Genomic DNA, 19,583 nt, shown 5'->3' with positions numbered 1-19,583 from the left:
GAGAATCAAGTAGTAAAATAAATTTGTTTTATCGCTCATGATTATACCATCTTTTGGTACAAAATCATATACCTCTCAGATATTTACTTAAGATACCTTTTTGGATAGTTTACAATGATTTCTTGATTAAGGGTATCATTCATTTTGCCAAGCGAATTGTTCTTTACTTGATAATCTTTAGTAGAAAATAGCGGTACTACTCAAAACATACAAAGTTACCAGATTAAACATTGATACTCATTTTCCTTTGTAATTTATCTATGGATTCAGCTTAGAATTGATGTGTGAAGCAGACCAACATCGTCAACAATTTGCGTGGTATTGAGTCAAAAAATAGGCTAAGTCGGGGAGTGGAAGTGCTATGCCATTATTTGTGGAATTTGAATGGTAATTTGATTTTAAATACCCCCCGTTCCACAAAATTTTGCGTATCGGTATCAATAGATTCTGGTAGAGATACCATTTCGAACATTTTACCCATAGGTAAATACGCAGATGTCTGCGCATCTCCAAATTGTTCATATAGCTGAATCGTTCGCTTATAAAATAGCTTCAGTGTGTAGCTGGATGTGCTAAGGGCAATTTTGGGAATTAAACAGGTGTTTTAGGTGTAAATACACCCCCTCATTTTAATTATATACTAATATATGGATGTTAATAACAAAGAAACCTAGACAGGATTATTGCCTAGGCTTGTGAGTGTGTACGTAGTGTACACATATGAATTTAGAGTCTGTTCATCTTCTCTATCATCATTTGTTTTGTAGGATTGGCATACAAAAGCGTGGTATGAATGTTGCTATGCCCTGCTTGATTCGCTACTTCATGGACTGACATGTCATTTTCTAAGGCAAAAGAGCAGAAGAAATGCCTCAGATCGTGGGGAGTTATTTCCTTTTCTACAATCGCTGAATATTTATTGAAAAGCTTATTGATCACGGTTCTGTCTAATTTACCTCCTCTGTTACTTGGAAACAGATAATCACTTGTAATGCCCTTGTCTGAGCGATCTTTAATCCAACTCTGTATGGCTGTCCTCGCCTTATCTCCCATAAACACAGTTCTAGTCTTCTTTCCTTTGCCTTCGGATACAATTAACTCTCTTGATGTCAAATTAAAATCATTCATGCCGACATTTAGAGCTTCACTGATCCGCAATCCGCAATAGGCCAGTAATGACACGATAGCATAGTTCCGTTTTGACTCATGTTCCAGCACCAATTGTCTGAACTTCTCAACGTCAGCAAGTCCAACAGTAGCCAGTGAAGCATATTGACGTTGAATCTTTAACATATCCTTTTTATTAATCGCAATTTCTGACTGCACTCCTGATTCAATCAGGTAATCGTTAAACTTAATAAGTGCGCTGATCTTAGCATTGATGGAAACAGGAGCAAGCTTCTTCACTGTTTTGAGATAACTAATGTAATCCTTCACATTCTCTCTATGCAGCTTATTGAACTCCATTCCTTTACTTTCATCAAACCATTTCATAAATCCACTTACATTAAGTATGTAACTTTTAATTGTATTCAGACTTTTTTCATCTTGCCGTAAGTATCCCTCAAAAGCTTGGATCATCTTCACCACTCCCATACAATTATGTTGCATTCAATTCAAGTAGATTCTATATAAATTATGTTGCATTATATAGTCTAATTATACTGTTATCTCTTTCACTTTGCAACATAATTGTTGTTATGTGGTATTACTAGAATTGATGAAAATTATTGACTATACAACATTCTGCCGGACAAAATGGTCAGCAGAAATAACCATCTTGAAATTCAGGACGGTTAACACTGATATAGTCAAGAAAAGTTTAACGCAGCGTTAAACCCATTGAACAACATAGAAAATATCAAAGTCGTGTGATTTGTACGTTAGACAGTCAATGTTGACGCTGTGTCAACCATATGAGGGTATCGCCAACTTTGGAGACACTGTAGAGGACAACCTTCATCGACACCCGTATCGAAACTCAATCGTTAAACTTGATCATATGTTCATAAAACACTTATTCTATATAGCTTTTGGACGTGTTTGAACCAAAATCGTACCTGAATATATTTGTATCGTGGCTGTATCGAGAAAATAGCAAAAGAATAGATAAATAAAGGGATTTATAAAGAATTGCTTTGCATCGTGGTTTCAATCGTAGTTATCGGAGAAAAATATTCAAAAAAGCTTGATGGATCAAGGAATTATTTAATTTTTATTAATTAAATTGTAAAAAACTAAAATTCGCAAAATCCATTATTTATCTATACTTTCACGCACAGCAAACACGTATCGTGAATCGTAACAAGAATCGCGGAGTAGATGACATATTTTCATCAATTTTCACTCTAATAGGCTTACTCAATTCATATATGTATGCCATCTCTAGGACAAGATGTCCCAAAGACAGAAGAGTACAATTATATATAATAGAAGAAACTCAAATCTAACCTCCCTCACAGTCATTTCATTCACTGTCTTCCGTTCACCTGATTTCAACGTATGCTCTCGTTCCCGATCTTCTGGTGGCAGCAGCGCTATTTCGTATAATCTAGTTACTCCAATTTGACAATTCGGATTGTCATCTATTCCTAACTCGTCGAAAACTACGATGAATTTGTCTGCCTGTTGACGTGTCATCCTTATCTCATCAGCACACCAACGTGACCATTCACCATGTACCAAGTCATTCTCTTTCACATGTTTTAATCGTCGTCCAATTTCAAATACTGATTGACCAGCTATTTGCTTGTAACTCGGTTTAACCTAGTTTTGTTCCTCATATATTGGCCGAATATTCTCCCGTACCATAGTGGTACTCAAAACCATTTCACCTTTGAGCCTTTTAAGCTTAACTTAGTAGCCCAGTCTTATACTAAAATTGATTCAATATTTAATAATCGGACAATCAGTATGATAAGAGGATAGAAAATAATTACTATCCAATGACAAAGAGGCAAACCAAAATAATTTTGCTTTGGCAAAAACTCAAGCTGATATTGAAAATGAAATTGGTGAGCAAAATTATTTTGGTCAGCACTAAGTTAAACTTAGGACTCATCAAGTTTGGTAAGACACGTAGGGAGGACAAAACTTCGTCCTGAACAATCTAATTATTGAATTGATTCCAGTATTGGGCTACTAAGTTAAGCTTAGAAGGCTCGAAGGTAAATTACCGTCAGTTCTATTGTCGTGGAACGCGACATTTAAAATGTCAATGAGTCCAATTCAGTTGTCGGGATTCGTTACATCCGAATATAGATTGTCTATATTATTGCAGATACCACATCTAAAGTTGGAACCCCTATTTTGGGATGTCCCAAACTAATCGTGTCACTTGGTGACATGAGGTGACACCCCAAAGTTGGACGCTGTGTCCAACCGTTTAACACTACGTTAAACCCGGTAATATCAAGGGATTTGACAGTTCGTCAAAAGCCTATTGTGGGTTTTGGCAAGTTGCAAAAAGCCGTGATCCATTGCATGTAGAGGTTTATTTCAAAATGAAAGAAGCCTCAACCTCTCTCAACAAAATACCTATTGGTCATATACCAAGCCTTACCTTTTAATGTTTCCACCATCCCCTTCTTGCTATCCAGAAACACAATTTCACCACACTCTTTACAGCCCCATTTGCTACGTTTGTATGCTGATTCCTCTATATAGGAAGCTCCACATTTACACTCTACCTGAATCAATGTCTTATGCTGACTGTATGCGTCTGCTAGCTGCTCATTGGCCTTGCTTGCTGCTGTAGGTTGTATTGCTGTCACATGTTCCCTTTGCTCAGAAAATTCATTATGTACCTTAAAGTCTGCTACAAGCTCAGGATTTAATCCAAAATGTTCTTTGCCTACTGTGGTTACATATTTACTTCCTACACGATATGATTCTATCCATCCCTGTATTTGTTTAGTGGACAGGTTAATACTTCCTTTAATACCGCTGTTTAGTGTGTAGGTCATTGTGTGAAGCTGGTTTGGATTCATTTTTATATCATCCTCTTCAATATGCTAATAAGACAAAAGCTATTATATATATTCTTCTATAATGAACTTTGTTGCTGTTTTATGTAAAATGAAATCACTCAAAGGGATATGATACAATATAAAAGAAAAAATTGGGGAGGAGTGTTGCTTATGCCTTATAAGAAAGCCACGTTTTGGTTTTCAGTAATAAGCATTTTAATATGCTTGAATAACTATTTGGGAAATGATGATAAAAATGTCCTCCTTATCGGATTGAATCCACTTCTAAATTCTATTGTATATACTGAGCCATTTCGACACTGGATTTTTGACTTTGATAGTGCAAAATTAGCAATCGACAGTGTAACTATTAAAGTTCAGTTTCCCACCTATATCATCCATTTTATCTCTTTCTTTCTGACAGGACTAATCATTGATTTTCTTAGACGATTAGTTGGCAGAAAAGTTAAGAGATCATAGCTCTGATTTCTACTATCTTCTTGACGATTGAGTACTTTACTTTCCTTTTCTAACTTCCTCAATAATGATGTAAGTTACTCCTATAATTAAAGCTATTATGCTGAGTACAAGCAGAACATCATGTCCATTTAACCTATTCAATGCTATATACAATGGTGCATCAGCATAGTTTACTACACCATTTGTTACAATAAAATACCTAGATACATAGAGTATAGTTGCTATAAAACAAAATGAAACTCCTGCTGCTCTTCTGTTCATTAATCCAACTCCCTTAGTAATATTGTAAAAATATCTATTTATGTTTAATTATATATCATCATCTTTTTATCAGCAACAACCTATAATATTGGTAACAAAAAAAGCCCCTATCGCTAGGCGCTTATTTCATAATCAAGGGGGGGGCTAATTTTGACCCTCCATGACTTTACATGCACATTCTCTCTTCCTTGGTATTCCTCTTAATGCGTCTAATCATACTCAATTCCTTCCTAATCTCCAGCCTTCTCTCAAGCTCTATATTCTTCCCTGCTGCCTCTTTTACCAACTGTCTATACATTGAGTTCAACCATTCCATATTCATGTTACATAGCCTTTCTGCTGGCTTGAACCAGTGTTTTGAGGTTGATCAATTGACCATCCCAAGTCTGTAGAAAAAGCTTCCCTTTAATAAGTCGTCCACATTTGTACATGTTGATTGCTCCTTTATTTTAGAATGATAGTTATATAAAAGTTACAGGCGTTGATTTACGACTTAAAATGTCGACTCATTGTAGTGCTGCCTTGCCTGTTCAATACTTATTCCATCAAATACACGATACATTGATTTTATGACACGTTTTATCTGTACATATTCAAAATCTAACCTTTCCATTGCCATGATTGCATAGCCCATTGCAGTATTGTTCGACCATTCATGGAAACCAAATATAGATGATTGCTCATAGCCAGCCTTGTACGCTTCAGCAAGGCGTTTTTCTATGTTGTTTAGCATTGCAATTTGAGCAGCGTTGACACCGTTGGGAAAATGCTTTCGTTCAAGCTCCATACGTTGTGCTATGGGAAATGGTAGTTGTGTCATGCTCTCGCTTCCCTTCTATGTTATAACTCACTTATATTTGCGGTTATCTAAATCATAGTTACAGTAAGTGCGGCTCGTTACGATACAGTGTTGATTATGATGATAAAATGACTCTTTTACATTTGATTGCCATAGCTGTTAAAAGCCCTAAAAAGGTTATTGAAGCCTACTTAATGTCATTAATATGCTGTTACACGAAATAACAGGACAGATTATTCTGTAAGTAATTATGTGGTTGTCTCCATCCTGTTATGTATTATTGGATTAAGCGAACATTGCGACTTCCGTCATGTGACTGTATTTGCCTTGTTCAAGATATGTGTCATAAATACGTTCAGGATCATCGGTTTCGTATCTATCCATCTTCCAGTCATGTGCTGGTTCTTGAAAGAGTCGTTCAAATGCAGCTTTCTTGTCGCGGTAATAGTCGTATACAAAGTCAGCTTTGTCAGTATAACTATGTGCGTCCACATCTTCTTTCCACATTTTCACGATCAAGGAGAAAGGCGAATCTTCGTTCAGCATCCGATTAGCAAATTCATTCATACGTTCAACAGTTTTCAGATGAAACTTCATTAGGTCGATAAAGATAACGGCTGTAGGCTTGATTTCAAATTCGATCAACAGTTGTTCAAATGCAATGTTCATGGCAGACACCTCACTGTTGTTAGTGGTGGATTGAGTTGGTTGCAGTTTTCTCAGTGCGATTGTCATATGTATCTTCCCCATTCGTTTTATAATTGTGTCATGTGACAGATTAGCAGCCAGAAGCCATATCCATAGCTTCATCCTCTGAACGTTCAATAGCCTGAATAAAGGGCAACAATGGATCCTCACGTTTGTACTGGATAGCCTTTTCAGCAGTACCGTTAGCGTTAGCCCATTCCCAATATGCGATGATATCAATAGGCTGCAAGAAATACATGGACAATGCTTCCACGGGATTTACAGCGTACAATTGAATGAACTGTTCGTCTGTAAGTTGGCTATGCTGTAAATATTCTTCCTTCATTTGGTGGAGTAAAAGAAATGTGCTTTCAGGATTAACGTTGATGATTCTGCTAATGAAGGAATTTCTTCTCTCAACAGTGTTCAGGATGATTTGCATATCATTGCGAATTCCTGTTGCTTCAGGAGAGATATTAAGCATACTGATTAGATCATTGACGCTTATATTTGGATTGTAATGTGCTGGCGCAATAATACGAGTCCAGTTGTCGTCATTGCCTTGCTCAAACACTTGAATTGCGTCTGAGACATTCAGACCAATAGTTTGCCATTTGCGATTTAAAGCGTCTGTTATGTGGTAATAGTGCAGTTCCTTTTCAGTAGCTTCCCCTTCTGATTCCCAAATTTGATTCATTCGTACAATGTCGATGATGGCTTGCTTGTTGGTTTTTTTGGACATTAGGTCTTCTCTCCTTTAAAGTATAATTCATTAATTAAAGTATTTCTTACGAAAAATATAAACTATACCTATAAAAATGTCAAGATATACTTTAATAAACTAGTTTTAGTTAGAACATAAAGTATACTTATTATCAAAAAAGCTATATACTGATAATATAATTGTGGAATTTAAGTTACCTACTTCATACAAAGCGAGGATAAAAGTATGCACGATTCATTAGGAGAAAGAATTAAGGAAATGAGACTTAAGCGCGGTATGAAAATAAATGAACTAGCTGAAAAGATTAGAATACCTCTATATGATGAAGACGGACAAGTGATTAGTTACAAAAACTACACTGGAACTTCGATTTCATATATAGAAAACAATAAACAACGCCCCTCTATAGATGTTGTCATGGCGATAAGCGATTGTTTAAGGGTGTCTATTGATTGGCTGGCAAGAGGAGAAGAATACACAGGAGAAGAAATGAAAAGCACCAGTCAGGAACAATTGCATTTATCATATGAAGTAGCAACTCCTGAACAAGTGATTTTGCTAACAAAAAAGATTAATGATTTGGGAGAACGAGTACAAAAAAATGAGGATAGATTGAGCATTGTTGAATCAAGACTTGAAGAGGTTTGAAATCACATCGTTCATAAACACAGCAAAGAGCCTAGGTGATTCTATCTAGGCTTATTTGTCGTGTACACCGATTGAACGAAATTTTACGTTGAATGCAAATTAAAGTTAATACGTAATAACGCTGTAATTTAAACTTATACAGTTTATAGGAACAGGAGAGTGCTATTAATTAAAAAACTCCTAAATACTAAATAGTATTTAGGAGCGAAAATTTTATTTAAAACTCATCTTTTTTCTTCTCTAATTTGTAATACCCACACACTATAACAAATGTAGGTTAGACTAAATACAATCAAAATATTGAGCGGGATATCTCTCAACAAAACGTACCCTAATATAAGAATCCCCAAAAGTATACAACGCACTAAAACCCCTAGTTTATTTTCGCTAAAAAATATATTTTTAACAATTAAAGGTTTTTCACTCTTGTGTATATACTTTATAAAAACATTTATATGGAACACTATATGAAATACTAACAATATAAAGGAAAATATGAGTCCAACAGCAAAAATAGCTAAACCATTCTCTAATTCACTATAATCGCTTTCGTGTTGGGTAGCATCCCAAAGCCAAAATTGCACAAGACTATAACAGGAAACTAAGGAAACGATAAGTGAAAAGGTAAAGAACATAATTTTTTTAAACATATCCTATTCTTTACCTCCTCTTTTACTTTTTTATAATTTTCCAGTTATTTAGAGTCGTTTATGAATATTCTAACATTATAGGGCACAATAGCACCATAAGTTTGGTAATATTGAGCATAATTATTAACTATTCTAACAAAAGCAGATTTAAAACCACTAGCACTAGTAATGTTTTGATAAGCAAAATCGTAATTATCAGTTATATACATCTGAATATCCCATCTACCATTTGATTTGTTTGCAGCAATTTCATAGTTAACATTATGTAGCGCTAAATAGAAATCCTGAGTGGAGTTAGATGTAGTTAGCCCCACACTATTATTTACACTATATGAAGTTCCACTAACCGAGGAAAGTTTGGTTTTAAAAGCATCTAAAATATTCTGTATCTTCACAGTATTTTTCAAATCAGTAGAAAAACCCGAATTACTCAATCTAGTGTATGTTCCCGGATTATCTTGTAAAGACCAGTTTAGCATGTTTGCTGAATAATTTAAACCATAAACCTCCATAGGTGAAATCAATTGCAATTTTATTTCTGTTCTTGCCAACTCTACTAAAGGCCCTCCTTGGAGCGTTAAATTGTTATAAGTTGAAGAAGTTACTGATTTCATCTCTTCAAGAGTGGGAGGTTCAGGCGACTCTTTTGCTTCTTTCTCCAAATCTTTAAGGTTATCGTAATTAAATTTATACTCTGCCTCAAGCTTCGGATTATAATCAGGCATACTTTTTAGTATCTCTTCTTTTGATAAATCTTGTTTTTTTTCGGCAACATCATAGTTTTGTAATTTGGAATAATTAACAATGGGTGATGCAGATGCTACAACAGTGCTAAATAACGAAACTGAGATACCAAGAGTCAAAACAGATAACAATTTAATACTTTTCATCAAATTACCTCCAATAAGTGTGTTTTTTTCTACCAAACTATAACATTTCTTCTTGAAAAAATCAATATTTTTTAATCTACTGTTTAATTTGTTTATAATTCTTATTTAATATAATATCATTATAAATTTAAAAATGTTGTCGAAATATGTAATAAAAAAACAATTTTATTTTTAATATCTTGTGCTGTAGATTAAAAATAGTAATGAGTTTTTGAAAACACTATGCAAATAACAATTGGCATATCTTTTTTTATCCTGCCAAGTACTTGATTCAATTATTTTTTAACCGCTCACATTTCTCAATGAAGATATTGAAGTGGTCGAAAATTCCACAAGCACAAACCATCCGACGTCGTACGATTTGGATACAAAAAATCCAGTCACCGTCAATATGGGGGTAACTGGATGGTAAAATTGGTGTTTTATACAGACTTGAGTGTTTGTATTGTTACAGAACATTTGAAACATGCATTTTATACGATCAAGCGATTATTTTATGTTCCCCAAATTCCTCAGATGGATATTTTTCAGCGATCATGCTCAAAAAACTTTCGTAACTTGATGAACGTCCAGATCTCATTTCTTTTTCTGGTTCAGCAATAACCCAAGCTCCATACATATACCATATTTGCACTGCTTCTCCAACAAATATTGCTGCTATATTTTTTGTTGATTTTACCTTTTTTTCTTTCACCATCTCATTAAGTATGTCAATATGTGAATACATACTCTACCTTCCTTTTAAAAAACATCTTTTATTTTTATTGTTTAAATTTGTTTGATCTTCGGTATGAATCTAATGAAAAATCCTTAAATGTTTCATATTCACTTCTAATTTCATCATCAATGTATTGCTCGCCTAGCTTCCATGCATTTAGCTCCATTTGTTCTTCATGGCCTTTATTATAAAAAAGAAAACTATTTCTCTTATAATCAATTAAGTGTCCAGTTTCGTGTGCAATTAGAATCTTTATTAAATTAGCTATTGTCGACACGCCAGCCTGATCAAAAAAGCGCGGGTTGTTAAATACATCTTTTATCTCATTGGGATCATAAATAATTGTCTCAGGAGCATCTGCTACCATTTGAAATCCCTTCTCCAGCTTTTCTTCTTTTACCGCTAGATTCAACTCAAACTTCGTATTAATAGTTCCGACCTGTCTACGCACCAATTTTCGGATTTCCCCCACATGAGTTGTCTTCAATACATCCTTTCCTCCCATTTCATCTCTAAAATAGCCATTTCATCCGAAAAAATCATCTAAATTTAGCGTGTTCCTCTTTTTCCACTCCGCTTGCTTTCTATTGAACGATTCCTTAGTAATGAATTTAAAAATAAAATTTTCAAGAACTTCATTATTGCATCGATATGATATATGGCTATATAGATCGTACGCATCATCTTCAGTTAAATCTTTACCTTTAATCAGTTTATTACGAATATTATTCATTCTATTATATTCTTGTTGTTCTTCTACTGTAAGAGCGCCAGACGTTCTATTCTCTTGATAGCTTTGTATTTCATATTCTAATAAATTGATAAACATTTTTGGGTGTGACAATGTAACTCCTCCTTATAACACCTGTCCATTTTATCGATGTGACTCAACTATGTCTAATAGATCGGCAATATTCTGGTTGACCAACATTTATCTTGCATAAAGCCTCCATAATTCCTATTGCTAATTCTTCAACCCTGTCCAGTAGTCTATCCATACGAAGTCGATGAGCATCCAGTAAGATGGGGCTTATTTTATCTTCGAAATTATTTTCGAAATTCTTCTGTTCTTTATTCGGTACAGAACATTTAGCGAATAGTTTTGCCATGTCTTGTTCACTTAAACCAAACTGACTCGGTGAAATGTCAGTTTCACAATTTTTGCTTCAAATGAGTGTGGCATCAACTTTCCATCTTCGCTTGGCTTGTAACCAAAGATTTCAGACATGAAATTTTCCTCCATTAATAAAATAGTGATATTTCATATAAAATTTAACATACCTCGTAAAACTCATCGTTCTTTATTTTATATGAACCTTGTCCTTTTAAGTGTAATTTCGTTCCATTTGTATATTTTTTAATTTCCAATATATTATGAGAAGTCATTCTGTGTTTTATTACGAACATCATACCTTTTCTTAGTTCATAATCCCTCATCCTCATCACTGTCCATTCAGCATCTTTGTGCCAAAAATTTATTTGCAGTTTGCTACCACACACAGGACAACACCAATCTCTTTTAATATCAGCAGTTCGTATCATATATAATATATCGCAATTTCGGCAAGTAACAGTCTCATTATCATAAGTGTTATAAGAAACATACTTTCCATTGATTTTGACGATTCCCATCTGCTATCACCTCTTATTTGAAATAAACCTTTAACAATAGGAACAATATACCATATAACAGTACACTCGTTCGAGTATAATTTTTTTGATTCCTTACACTTTACAATGACATACTCCTTAGACGCTCTCACGTTCGTTCTAAAGCTGTTATTCACCTTATGAAAAGGGAAGTCTCAAAATCCCCGTAACTCTCACCTGCGTTGGCTTAACGCTCTCAATTGAGCCTATCTCATTCACTATGCTCTCCTGCTGGTATTCGTAGTCTTTTAAGTTCATTTCGCAATTCATAGTTGCAGTTTTTTTCTCCATAACAAACTTTCCAAAGCCATTGTTACGAAGAATACTATACCGTACAATCATTTTGCCCATGTTTGTATATCTCCTTTAATTACCTTTTTATAGATTTGTCATGCAGCATATCCAAAGCCTCACTCCCCCTGACCTCACCCACCACAATGCGATTGGGCCGCATACGCAGGGAGGAACGAATCAGATCACGAATCGTGATTTCGCCCTTCCCCTCGGTGTTGGCATTCCGTGTTTCCATGGAAACCAGATTAGGGACGGTTACAATTTGCAGCTCTGCCGAATCTTCAATCGTAATAATCCGTTCCGATGGCGGGATAAACTGGGATAATGCATTCAGAAAGGTGGTTTTACCGGAACCCGTACCCCCGCTTATAAAAATGTTGTACTTGCTGCGCACCAAGTCCTTGAGCATATGGGCGGCTTCTGCATCCAGCGCCCCCATTCGTATCAAATCATCCATCGTCATCGGACGCTCGGGAAACTTCCGAATCGTCATCGTCGGCCCCTTGAGAGCGACTGGCGGTAGCACAATATTTACACGTGACCCGTCCTTCAATCTGGCGTCGACAATCGGTGAAGACTCATTCACAATCCGGTTCACCCCGGCTACAATCGTCTGGATCAAATCCTCAAGTCGCTCACGGGATTCAAATTGATCGGGTGCCTGGATCACCTCGCCCGCCCGCTCCACAAAAATTTCGCGGTGACTGTTAATCATAATTTCCGTAACCGTGGGGTCATCAATCAATGGCTGGAGCACATCCAGCCCACGGAAGGAATTAAAAATTTTGCGGACCAGCGCATGCTTTTCTCTGGAGGTCAAACCTGCCAGCTCTGTGTCATGCAAAATTCGATTTTCAATATGCCGCACTAACTCTGCATCCCCTACTGAGGATGTGACGTCCAGACCTCCACGGATATCCGCTCGTAGTGCACGAAACCGTTCTTCATTCATATTCATCGGCCCCCTTTAAGCCCAAGCGGCGGGCGGCTGTGTTACAGTCTCCACATTCAGCAGCTCGCGGCACAGCTGGTGAATTTCCCGCTGATAAATCGGCGAACTAAGCAGCAGCTCACGATGCTGCATCTGCTTCCATGAAGGAATGTAAGGCAACGCCCCGTTCAGCTCCATAAAATCCCGAGGTAACGAGTTGGTCATAGTTCCCATATAACGGTTTACCACAAAACGGGTTTTGGTCAGCATGGCTTCAAATCCTTCCGGCTGTGTGGCTTCCAGAACATCCAGCCATAGCCCACATTTGTGCATGCTCATTAAGTCGTCTGCCAGCAGCCAAATCAGCCTATGACTGGCTTTAAGCACAGCTTGAGCCCGATCACTATTTTCAGACTCGCCATCTACGATTACGACATCATACTGTCCACTTTCGGCAATCGTCCGAATCAGCTCTACCGCTTCATCACAGGTCATGTCTATCAGTTCCTTGCGGTTATCGACAGGTTGAAAGGTGTCGGCCTGAATTTCAGAACGGCGCACACAATACGAAGCGACAGATAAGGGATTTCCGTCATGTCTCATCGCCTTGAGATCATAAAGCAGTCTGGACAGCCCCTCTCCTTCTGCTCCACTAGAACCGCCGGAACCCGTGAACAACGAACTTGAATCCACCGTTTCCAAATTCAAATAAAAAACCGAATACCCCTCATTTCCCAGCTGCTTGGATATATTGAGCGCGGCCGTTGTTTTGCCCAGCCCACCGGAGGCTGCAACCATGCCAATAATCATTCCGCCTTCCCGGCTGTTTACGCTCTGCCGCCCACTTGTCCGCTGTCTCGCCGTTTCCAAAATAAAGCCCACCAGTTCAGACAAGGGCTGATATTTTAATAAAGGTTGTCCGTATTCGCTCACCTGTTCTCCCTCATGTAGCACCAGACAAGGAATATCAGAAGTTTCCCGATCTGTCCACAGACTCAAAAAAGCCGATTCACCCACCACAACATCCGGCTTTTTAACTCCAGGTGCTTCCATCATGTAATGACGAAATGCCTCTGTCTGCGAAAATGCCGTTACCCTCAGCCTCCTGGCGTACTCGCTTCCATGTACATAATTCAGCAGTGGCTCAATATAATCCCGGCTTTCTACAGCCAGCACTACTTTTACCGGAATCATGACGCTCATCCCCCCCCAAACAACAACGCAAAAAAGCACCGTTCACCCATCCGTAAGTACACGAAGTACATACGGTTGGTGAACGGTGCTTCCGTCACGTCCAATCTATTTACTGGTAGAATAGCACAGCGCCTATTTTAGAGCAAGCATTTTTTATGCTAGAATTTCTTCACAACCCTTATGTAGTAAAAGGCGGGCATTCAAGCCCGCCTCCATTGCCTTAATCTTAGTAGAATTTGTGATGACATGGACGATGACAGTGATGATGACGATGATGACGATGTTTCCGGTGGTGATGGTGATGTTCTTTCAGAAAACCACATTCTTCATGAATGAAATGACGACGTTTAACTTTAGGTACAAATTTAATTGTAAACACCGTTGTTTTGATAATCTTCTTAAAGAAACGTTTTTTGGGCTTAGGAAAATGACAATGACGCGGATGATGTTTAAACATATTCAAATTCGCCTCCAATTCTTTGAGATAGAATATACTATGGAAGCACTGAGCAACCGGAAACCAGCATCTGACTATTTATAAAAGGATTGGGCGATTCAATCCTCTTCCTCCAACTTGATGTCCGGGTCATAGTCCGCCACGATCAGAACATCCATATGACGCGCTCGACGGAGAATTTGCGGTACGACCGCATCCTTTCCCCAACGGCTGCTTCTGGAAGACTGCCCCACAATTAACTGCGTACCCGTATATCCTTCCACCGGAGTAATTAATATGTCAGCAATCTCTCTCCGACTGGAAACAAGCCGGATTTCGAAGGTTCCTCCCAGACGGTGGGTTAGCATTTTCAACTGTTCCACCCGGGAATTTAGCTTCTCCGGAATGCTTATACCGACATGAACATAGGTCACGATCCACACCGCCTTCAGACGAAAAGCAATACGAAAGCCGCGTCGAATCAGCCTTTCAGCATTATTACTGAGCGTAACCCCTACGAAGATTACTTCCTCTCTACGCCACGGCCCTCTAAGCGATTCGTGCCGATCCCAGGATTCCAGCCGTTCGTCTACATCATCTGCCAATTCCCGCAAAGCAAGCTCCCGCAGGGCAATCAGATTACCTAATTTAAAAAAATGGCTAAGCGCCTGCTCCACTTTGGTAGGATCGTATATTTTGCCATCACGCATACGCTGCTGCAACGATTTGGGAGCCACATCAATGAGCTGTACCTCATCGGCCAGCCGCATCATACGGTCGGGAACGGTCTCCCTCACCCGAATGCCGGTAATCTGCTCGACCGCATCATTCAGGCTTTCCAGGTGCTGTACATTCATTGTAGAAATGACAGAAATTCCTTGATCCAAAATCGTCAATACATCCTCATAGCGTTTGGATCTCGAACTGCCGGGAACATTGGTATGTGCCAGCTCATCAATAAGGACCACCTCGGGATTACGCTTGAGAATCGCTTCCGTGTCCATTTCCTCCAAATATACGCCATGACGCTCGATAATCTGGCGGGAAACGGTATCCAGCGAGCCTACTTGTGCCAGCGTTTCCGCCCTTCCATGCGTTTCCAGCAGTCCGATAACTACATCAATCCCGCTTGTCAGCAGATCATTTCCCTCTCTGAGCATCGTGTACGTCTTGCCGACACCGGGAGCGGCACCAATATATACCTTGAGCTTGCCACGCCGGATTTTGGCAGCCTCAGCCTGCGCTTCCTCGTCGCTCAGACGATGGTATGGATCATTGTCTTCTTCCTGCCTCATCGTCGGCAAAATACGTTCACCCTCCTGCTCGGCGCGGTCAGCAATAAGCAGCAGGTCCATATTTTTCATCCGCTTAAAAATCCCGTTTACCAGCGAACCTCTAACCAGCTCCTGCCACCGGGTCTGCCGGGAATGTCCCATAACGATCCGGGTAACATTACGCGCCACCGCATAATGGATAAGCTGCCGAGGCAATCTTCTGCGGGAAATGAGCGGGATTTCTTCAAATTCCGATCCTACCTTGTCAACCAGCTGCACAATTGAGCGCTTGAAGGCCGCCGATTCCTTGGACAGCTTGCGCCTCGGATCGACAAAGGAGGCCACCAGCATATCTCCGCCCAGCCGCTTGGCCACCTGCTCCCCCCTGCGTACATAAATGGACCCGTTCCAGTGATACTGGACAGGCACCAAAATACGCTCTGCGGCTCCTGACGCCCCGTGCAAACCCAATTCCTCCCGATGCCGCTCCAGCGAATCGTTCACATCCTCCGCTACCAATCGCAGAGCCAGTTCACGCAGCTTACCCAGATTCCCCCGATGAAACATCTCAGGATTGGGCGCATGCATGTACCCTTTCGCCAGCCGTTCCAAAATCGTTTCGGGTGTGACATCAATCAAACGAATTTCATCCGCCAGTTCCAGTGTGTCGATAGGAACCGTATATTCTGCCTCTATCCCTGTTAGCTGATAAACCCATTCCGTAATCCCTTCCAGTTCATAGACATTGACCGTCGTAATGACGCTAATCCCCAGCTCCAGTAGATATTGAATATCCTCCAGCCGGGTTGGAAATGGGGCGCCTTCCCGGTTGTGATGTGCCAAATGGTCCACCAGCACCACCTCGGGATTGCGTTCCTCCAGTGCTTTCAGATTCAAATCCTTTTGCTCCACCTCATCCTGAACCCAATGGATACTGGGCACCCGCTCCAGTGTGCCTACCTGCTCCACCGTCTCGCGCCGCTGCATGGTCGATACTGCACAAATTACAACGTCGATACCTTCATGCTGAAGCGATTGTCCTTCCTGAAGCATATGATACGTTTTGCCTGACCCACTGACCGCTCCAATGTATATTTTGAGTCTGCCCCGATGCAATTTGTTAATGGAATCCAATATTTCCTCTGGCGATTTACGTTTAAAGCTCTCCATCTTTGTACCTCCCTGCAACGTGACAGATCGTTCCGTCCGTTCTCGTATCGCTGTAATGAATGTACTCCCGTGTCCCCAACAATTCAAGACGACCCACTCCAGCTTGCGCAAAATAAGTCACACAGGGCAGCATACGCGCAAAAAAACGCGCATTCAGGCATTTTCTACCTGTCTGCACGCTATTTTAGGCACTCATAGATGAACGCTTTCTGCGAATTACTTGCTGTCTTCACGAACCAGTCCTCGTTGCTGGAACAACTTTTGCCACACCACCCCATGGGACGGGGAAAAGAGAAAGGCCAACAGCAACAGCAAACCCGATACACACAGCATACATGCGGCAATAGAGGCATCCAGTACACTTGCTATGTAAAAGCCTGCTACCGAACTGATCGCCCCCAACCCGACGCTGTACACAATCATACGGGATAACTTCTCCGTCAGCAGATAAGCCGTAAGAGGCGGTACCACGAGCATTCCTACCACCAGAATCGCACCCACGCTCTCAAACGATGCCACCGTCGTAAGCGAGACGAGACTCATAAGCAGATAGTGAAAAAAAACAACCGGAATACCTACCGAAGCCGCCAGCGCAGGATCGAAGGAAGTGATTTTAAATTGCTTAAAAAATACACCTACCACGAGCAAATTAATCAAAAACATCGCACCCGTAATCCATACCGCTCTCGGACCGACATCTACGCCGGCTATCTCCAGCGTATTCCATGGCACATATGCAATCTCACCATATAGCACGTGATCCATATCCAGATGGACATTGGAAGCAAACACGCTAACCAGCAGAACGCCTATGGCAAACAATGTTGTAAACACCACACCAATGGCGGCGTCACTTTGCAGACCGCTTTGCTGGAACAACTGAATCAGATACACCGTCAGGAGTCCCAACACCGCCGCACCGAACATCATCCACACCGAATCTCTGGAACCGCTGATCAAAAAAGCAATGACAATCCCCGGCAACACGGCATGGCTGATGGCATCACCGATCATGGCCATTTTCCGAAGCACGAGAAAACAGCCGACAATACTGCATCCCCCTGCCACTAACATTCCAGTCAAGATCACGTAAAATGTACTCACAGGGCACGTTCCTTTCGTGGCTGGGTTGCGGCTGCCTGCTCCAGATTCTTTTTGGCGTTCAACCGAACGATAGCCTTGGAAATTAACCCGCGCTGCGGCGCAAAAACCAGACTCACACCGAACACGGCAGTCGCACACAGCACACACAAGGGCCCTGTAGGCAGATTTTGCCCCAGAGAGCTAATGACCGTTCCACCGAAGCCCGCTATAGCACCAAACAAGCCTGACAGACACACCATGATCCCCAGCTTCTCTGTCCAGTATCTTGCAGACACTGCGGGTGTAATCAACAAGGCCGCCATCATGATGACACCCACCGCCTGAATACCGGCAACCACCGCAATAACAATCAGCAGCATCAACAGCTTATCCAGCAAACCTGCGGGAAAACCAAGTCCACGGGCAAAGCCGGGATCAAAGCTAAGCAGCTTAAATTCCTTGAAGAACAGTATACAGACCCCGATCAGCACCACCGAAATAGTCGCCATCGTGTAGACATCAGATAATACCATCGCCGCTGCCTGACCAAACAGGAACTTATCCAATCCGCTCTGATTCCCCGCCCCACTGTGCTGGATTTCCGTCAAGAGCATAATGCCAAAGCCGAAAAATACAGACAGCACGGCTGCAATCGCCGAATCGTTTTTGATTCGTGAGTACCGGGTCAGCGCACTGATGGCAAAGGTCGCAACAATGCCTGCAATGGCGGCCCCGATCATAAATCCAAACACGGATTTTGTGCCCGTTATCATAAACGCTACACATACCCCCGGCAAAGCCGCATGTGCCAAAGCATCCCCCATAAGCGACTGCTTGCGCAAATACATAAAGCTGCCAATCACGCCGCTGCTTAAACCGAGCAAGATGCAGCCCAGCAAAATCCACTGCATATTCGGATCGGTCAAAAGCGTAGCCAAGCTTGTCATACCGCTCACCTCACTCCGAGTATCGTGCCGGAATCCGGGCCTGTTTTGAGTATACTCAGACGTCCGCCATATGTACGTTGCAGATTTTCCTCGGTGAAAATATCTGCCGTCTCTCCGAACGCCATCAGATGCCCGTTCAGCAGCATGACCTGATCAAAATAATCTGTGACCGTAGACAAATCATGATGAACGACAAGTACGGTTTTTCCTAGCCGCTTCAGGTCTGTGAGCAATGAAATAATGGCTTTTTCGGTTGCTGCGTCCACACCTACAAACGGTTCATCCATAAAATAAAGCTGAGCATTCTGCGCAAGTGCTCTGGCTAAAAAAACACGCTGCTGCTGCCCACCAGATAACTGACTGATCTGCCTGTCCGCATAGTCGCTCATTCCCACCTTGTCCAGACTCTCCAGCGCTGCCTGACGATCAGCGGCTCCCGGCCGCTTGAACCAGCCAAGTCTGCCGTATCGTCCCATCATGACCACATCCAGCGCATTCGTCGGAAAGTCCCAATCTACCGACTCACGTTGCGGCACATAACCAACCTTGAGTAGCTGCTGTTTATAAGGCTTGCCGTAAACCAGCACCTCACCCCTGAGCTTCGGTATTAGTCCCAGCGCAGCCTTGATCAGCGTGGACTTTCCGGCCCCGTTTGGACCGATAATACCAATCAGCTTGCCCTCCGGCACCTCGAAGGAAACGTCAAGCAGAACGGGCTTTTTTTGATAAGCTACAGATAAATCATGAACCACAAGCGGTGAATGCCTCATATGTTTCCT

General features: G+C 40.8%; 21 protein-coding genes and 1 pseudogene. 1 reads left to right on the top strand and 21 read right to left on the bottom strand.

From position 1 onward, the window contains the following. Positions 1-726: 726 nt before the first annotated feature. From C1I60_RS12805 to C1I60_RS24480, 7 genes are all read right to left on the bottom strand, one after another. Positions 727-1,581, bottom strand: coding sequence for a tyrosine-type recombinase/integrase (locus C1I60_RS12805; RefSeq protein ID WP_137062039.1), 855 nt, complete (start codon positions 1,579-1,581; stop codon positions 727-729). An 804-nt stretch (positions 1,582-2,385) separates the two neighbouring features. Then, a complete protein-coding gene (locus C1I60_RS12800; protein ID WP_252361695.1) occupies positions 2,386-2,700 on the bottom strand; it encodes a pathogenicity island protein in 315 nt (104 codons plus the stop codon). Positions 2,701-3,515: 815 nt separating this feature from the next. Beyond that, the gene (locus tag C1I60_RS12795; protein ID WP_137062038.1) at positions 3,516-3,989 is read right to left on the bottom strand and encodes a hypothetical protein; all 474 of its coding nucleotides are present in this window, start codon (positions 3,987-3,989) and stop codon (positions 3,516-3,518) included. Between the two features lie 495 nt (positions 3,990-4,484). Further along, complete coding sequence (locus tag C1I60_RS12785; protein WP_137062036.1) at positions 4,485-4,709, bottom strand: hypothetical protein; 225 nt, start codon at positions 4,707-4,709, stop codon at positions 4,485-4,487. Positions 4,710-5,202: 493 nt separating this feature from the next. Beyond that, a complete protein-coding gene (locus tag C1I60_RS12780; RefSeq protein ID WP_137062035.1) occupies positions 5,203-5,529 on the bottom strand; it encodes a hypothetical protein in 327 nt (108 codons plus the stop codon). Positions 5,530-5,793: 264 nt separating this feature from the next. Continuing rightward, a complete protein-coding gene (locus C1I60_RS12775; protein ID WP_252361694.1) occupies positions 5,794-6,243 on the bottom strand; it encodes a hypothetical protein in 450 nt (149 codons plus the stop codon). A gap of 43 nt (positions 6,244-6,286) precedes the next feature. After that, positions 6,287-6,937 carry a hypothetical protein gene (locus tag C1I60_RS24480; RefSeq protein ID WP_170970792.1) on the bottom strand — a complete coding sequence of 217 codons (651 nt, stop codon included), beginning with the start codon at positions 6,935-6,937 and terminating at the stop codon, positions 6,287-6,289. Between the two features lie 207 nt (positions 6,938-7,144). Here C1I60_RS24480 and C1I60_RS12765 point away from each other — a divergent pair, with 207 nt between their 5' ends. After that, positions 7,145-7,567, top strand: coding sequence for a helix-turn-helix domain-containing protein (locus C1I60_RS12765; protein WP_137062034.1), 423 nt, complete (start codon positions 7,145-7,147; stop codon positions 7,565-7,567). A 224-nt stretch (positions 7,568-7,791) separates the two neighbouring features. Here C1I60_RS12765 and C1I60_RS12760 read toward each other — a convergent pair whose 3' ends face one another. From C1I60_RS12760 to C1I60_RS12690, 14 genes and pseudogenes are all read right to left on the bottom strand, one after another. After that, positions 7,792-8,217, bottom strand: a complete 426-nt coding sequence (locus C1I60_RS12760; protein WP_137062033.1) for a hypothetical protein — start codon at positions 8,215-8,217, stop codon at positions 7,792-7,794. Between the two features lie 44 nt (positions 8,218-8,261). Then, entirely contained in the window at positions 8,262-9,107 is an 846-nt protein-coding gene (locus C1I60_RS12755) for a hypothetical protein (protein ID WP_137062032.1), read from the bottom strand. Between the two features lie 481 nt (positions 9,108-9,588). After that, complete coding sequence (locus tag C1I60_RS12750; protein ID WP_137062031.1) at positions 9,589-9,834, bottom strand: hypothetical protein; 246 nt, start codon at positions 9,832-9,834, stop codon at positions 9,589-9,591. Positions 9,835-9,868: 34 nt separating this feature from the next. After that, on the bottom strand, positions 9,869-10,330 hold the full coding sequence (locus C1I60_RS12745) for a hypothetical protein (protein WP_137062030.1): 462 nt from the start codon (positions 10,328-10,330) through the stop codon (positions 9,869-9,871). Between the two features lie 21 nt (positions 10,331-10,351). Beyond that, complete coding sequence (locus C1I60_RS12740) at positions 10,352-10,669, bottom strand: hypothetical protein (RefSeq protein WP_137062029.1); 318 nt, start codon at positions 10,667-10,669, stop codon at positions 10,352-10,354. A gap of 428 nt (positions 10,670-11,097) precedes the next feature. Then, complete coding sequence (locus C1I60_RS12735) at positions 11,098-11,457, bottom strand: hypothetical protein (protein WP_137062028.1); 360 nt, start codon at positions 11,455-11,457, stop codon at positions 11,098-11,100. Between the two features lie 156 nt (positions 11,458-11,613). Next, positions 11,614-11,826, bottom strand: coding sequence for a hypothetical protein (locus tag C1I60_RS12730; RefSeq protein ID WP_137062027.1), 213 nt, complete (start codon positions 11,824-11,826; stop codon positions 11,614-11,616). A 28-nt stretch (positions 11,827-11,854) separates the two neighbouring features. Then, positions 11,855-12,721 (bottom strand): annotated as a pseudogene (locus C1I60_RS12725) (TadA family conjugal transfer-associated ATPase); the annotation flags it as partial. A gap of 15 nt (positions 12,722-12,736) precedes the next feature. Continuing rightward, positions 12,737-13,894, bottom strand: coding sequence for a P-loop NTPase family protein (locus C1I60_RS12720; protein WP_137062025.1), 1,158 nt, complete (start codon positions 13,892-13,894; stop codon positions 12,737-12,739). A 555-nt stretch (positions 13,895-14,449) separates the two neighbouring features. Beyond that, a complete protein-coding gene (locus C1I60_RS12710) occupies positions 14,450-16,774 on the bottom strand; it encodes a histidine kinase (RefSeq protein WP_137062024.1) in 2,325 nt (774 codons plus the stop codon). Beyond that, the gene (locus C1I60_RS26170) at positions 16,761-16,895 is read right to left on the bottom strand and encodes a hypothetical protein (RefSeq protein WP_289306519.1); all 135 of its coding nucleotides are present in this window, start codon (positions 16,893-16,895) and stop codon (positions 16,761-16,763) included. The genes C1I60_RS12710 and C1I60_RS26170 overlap by 14 nt, the downstream gene beginning before the upstream one ends. A 95-nt stretch (positions 16,896-16,990) precedes the next feature. Then, on the bottom strand, positions 16,991-17,878 hold the full coding sequence (locus C1I60_RS12700) for a metal ABC transporter permease (protein ID WP_137062022.1): 888 nt from the start codon (positions 17,876-17,878) through the stop codon (positions 16,991-16,993). After that, positions 17,875-18,804, bottom strand: a complete 930-nt coding sequence (locus C1I60_RS12695) for a metal ABC transporter permease (RefSeq protein WP_137062021.1) — start codon at positions 18,802-18,804, stop codon at positions 17,875-17,877. The genes C1I60_RS12700 and C1I60_RS12695 overlap by 4 nt, the downstream gene beginning before the upstream one ends. Positions 18,805-18,809: 5 nt before the next feature. Further along, positions 18,810-19,574 carry a metal ABC transporter ATP-binding protein gene (locus tag C1I60_RS12690; protein ID WP_137062020.1) on the bottom strand — a complete coding sequence of 255 codons (765 nt, stop codon included), beginning with the start codon at positions 19,572-19,574 and terminating at the stop codon, positions 18,810-18,812. Positions 19,575-19,583 lie beyond the last annotated feature (9 nt).

Origin of the sequence: Paenibacillus terrae (assembly GCF_005217525.1) — a bacterium.
Taxonomy (GTDB): Bacteria; Bacillota; Bacilli; order Paenibacillales; family Paenibacillaceae; genus Paenibacillus; species Paenibacillus terrae_C.
This window is presented reverse-complemented; position numbering and strand designations above follow the sequence as displayed.

What these genes read in the sequence shown, in the direction of transcription:
- C1I60_RS12730 (WP_137062027.1), bottom strand. Translation starts at nt 11,826, where the DNA reads ATGGGCAAAATGATTGTACGGTATAGTATTCTTCGTAACAATGGCTTT.
- C1I60_RS12755 (WP_137062032.1), bottom strand. Translation starts at nt 9,107, where the DNA reads ATGAAAAGTATTAAATTGTTATCTGTTTTGACTCTTGGTATCTCAGTT.
- C1I60_RS12765 (WP_137062034.1), top strand. Translation starts at nt 7,145, where the DNA reads ATGCACGATTCATTAGGAGAAAGAATTAAGGAAATGAGACTTAAGCGC.
- C1I60_RS12710 (WP_137062024.1), bottom strand. Translation starts at nt 16,774, where the DNA reads ATGGAGAGCTTTAAACGTAAATCGCCAGAGGAAATATTGGATTCCATT.
- C1I60_RS12735 (WP_137062028.1), bottom strand. Translation starts at nt 11,457, where the DNA reads ATGGGAATCGTCAAAATCAATGGAAAGTATGTTTCTTATAACACTTAT.
- C1I60_RS24480 (WP_170970792.1), bottom strand. Translation starts at nt 6,937, where the DNA reads ATGTCCAAAAAAACCAACAAGCAAGCCATCATCGACATTGTACGAATG.
- C1I60_RS12690 (WP_137062020.1), bottom strand. Translation starts at nt 19,574, where the DNA reads ATGAGGCATTCACCGCTTGTGGTTCATGATTTATCTGTAGCTTATCAA.
- C1I60_RS12720 (WP_137062025.1), bottom strand. Translation starts at nt 13,894, where the DNA reads ATGATTCCGGTAAAAGTAGTGCTGGCTGTAGAAAGCCGGGATTATATT.
- C1I60_RS12795 (WP_137062038.1), bottom strand. Translation starts at nt 3,989, where the DNA reads ATGAATCCAAACCAGCTTCACACAATGACCTACACACTAAACAGCGGT.
- C1I60_RS12750 (WP_137062031.1), bottom strand. Translation starts at nt 9,834, where the DNA reads ATGTATTCACATATTGACATACTTAATGAGATGGTGAAAGAAAAAAAG.
- C1I60_RS12805 (WP_137062039.1), bottom strand. Translation starts at nt 1,581, where the DNA reads ATGATCCAAGCTTTTGAGGGATACTTACGGCAAGATGAAAAAAGTCTG.
- C1I60_RS12780 (WP_137062035.1), bottom strand. Translation starts at nt 5,529, where the DNA reads ATGACACAACTACCATTTCCCATAGCACAACGTATGGAGCTTGAACGA.
- C1I60_RS12760 (WP_137062033.1), bottom strand. Translation starts at nt 8,217, where the DNA reads ATGTTTAAAAAAATTATGTTCTTTACCTTTTCACTTATCGTTTCCTTA.
- C1I60_RS12775 (WP_252361694.1), bottom strand. Translation starts at nt 6,243, where the DNA reads ATGACAATCGCACTGAGAAAACTGCAACCAACTCAATCCACCACTAAC.
- C1I60_RS12745 (WP_137062030.1), bottom strand. Translation starts at nt 10,330, where the DNA reads ATGGGAGGAAAGGATGTATTGAAGACAACTCATGTGGGGGAAATCCGA.
- C1I60_RS12695 (WP_137062021.1), bottom strand. Translation starts at nt 18,804, where the DNA reads ATGACAAGCTTGGCTACGCTTTTGACCGATCCGAATATGCAGTGGATT.
- C1I60_RS12785 (WP_137062036.1), bottom strand. Translation starts at nt 4,709, where the DNA reads ATGAACAGAAGAGCAGCAGGAGTTTCATTTTGTTTTATAGCAACTATA.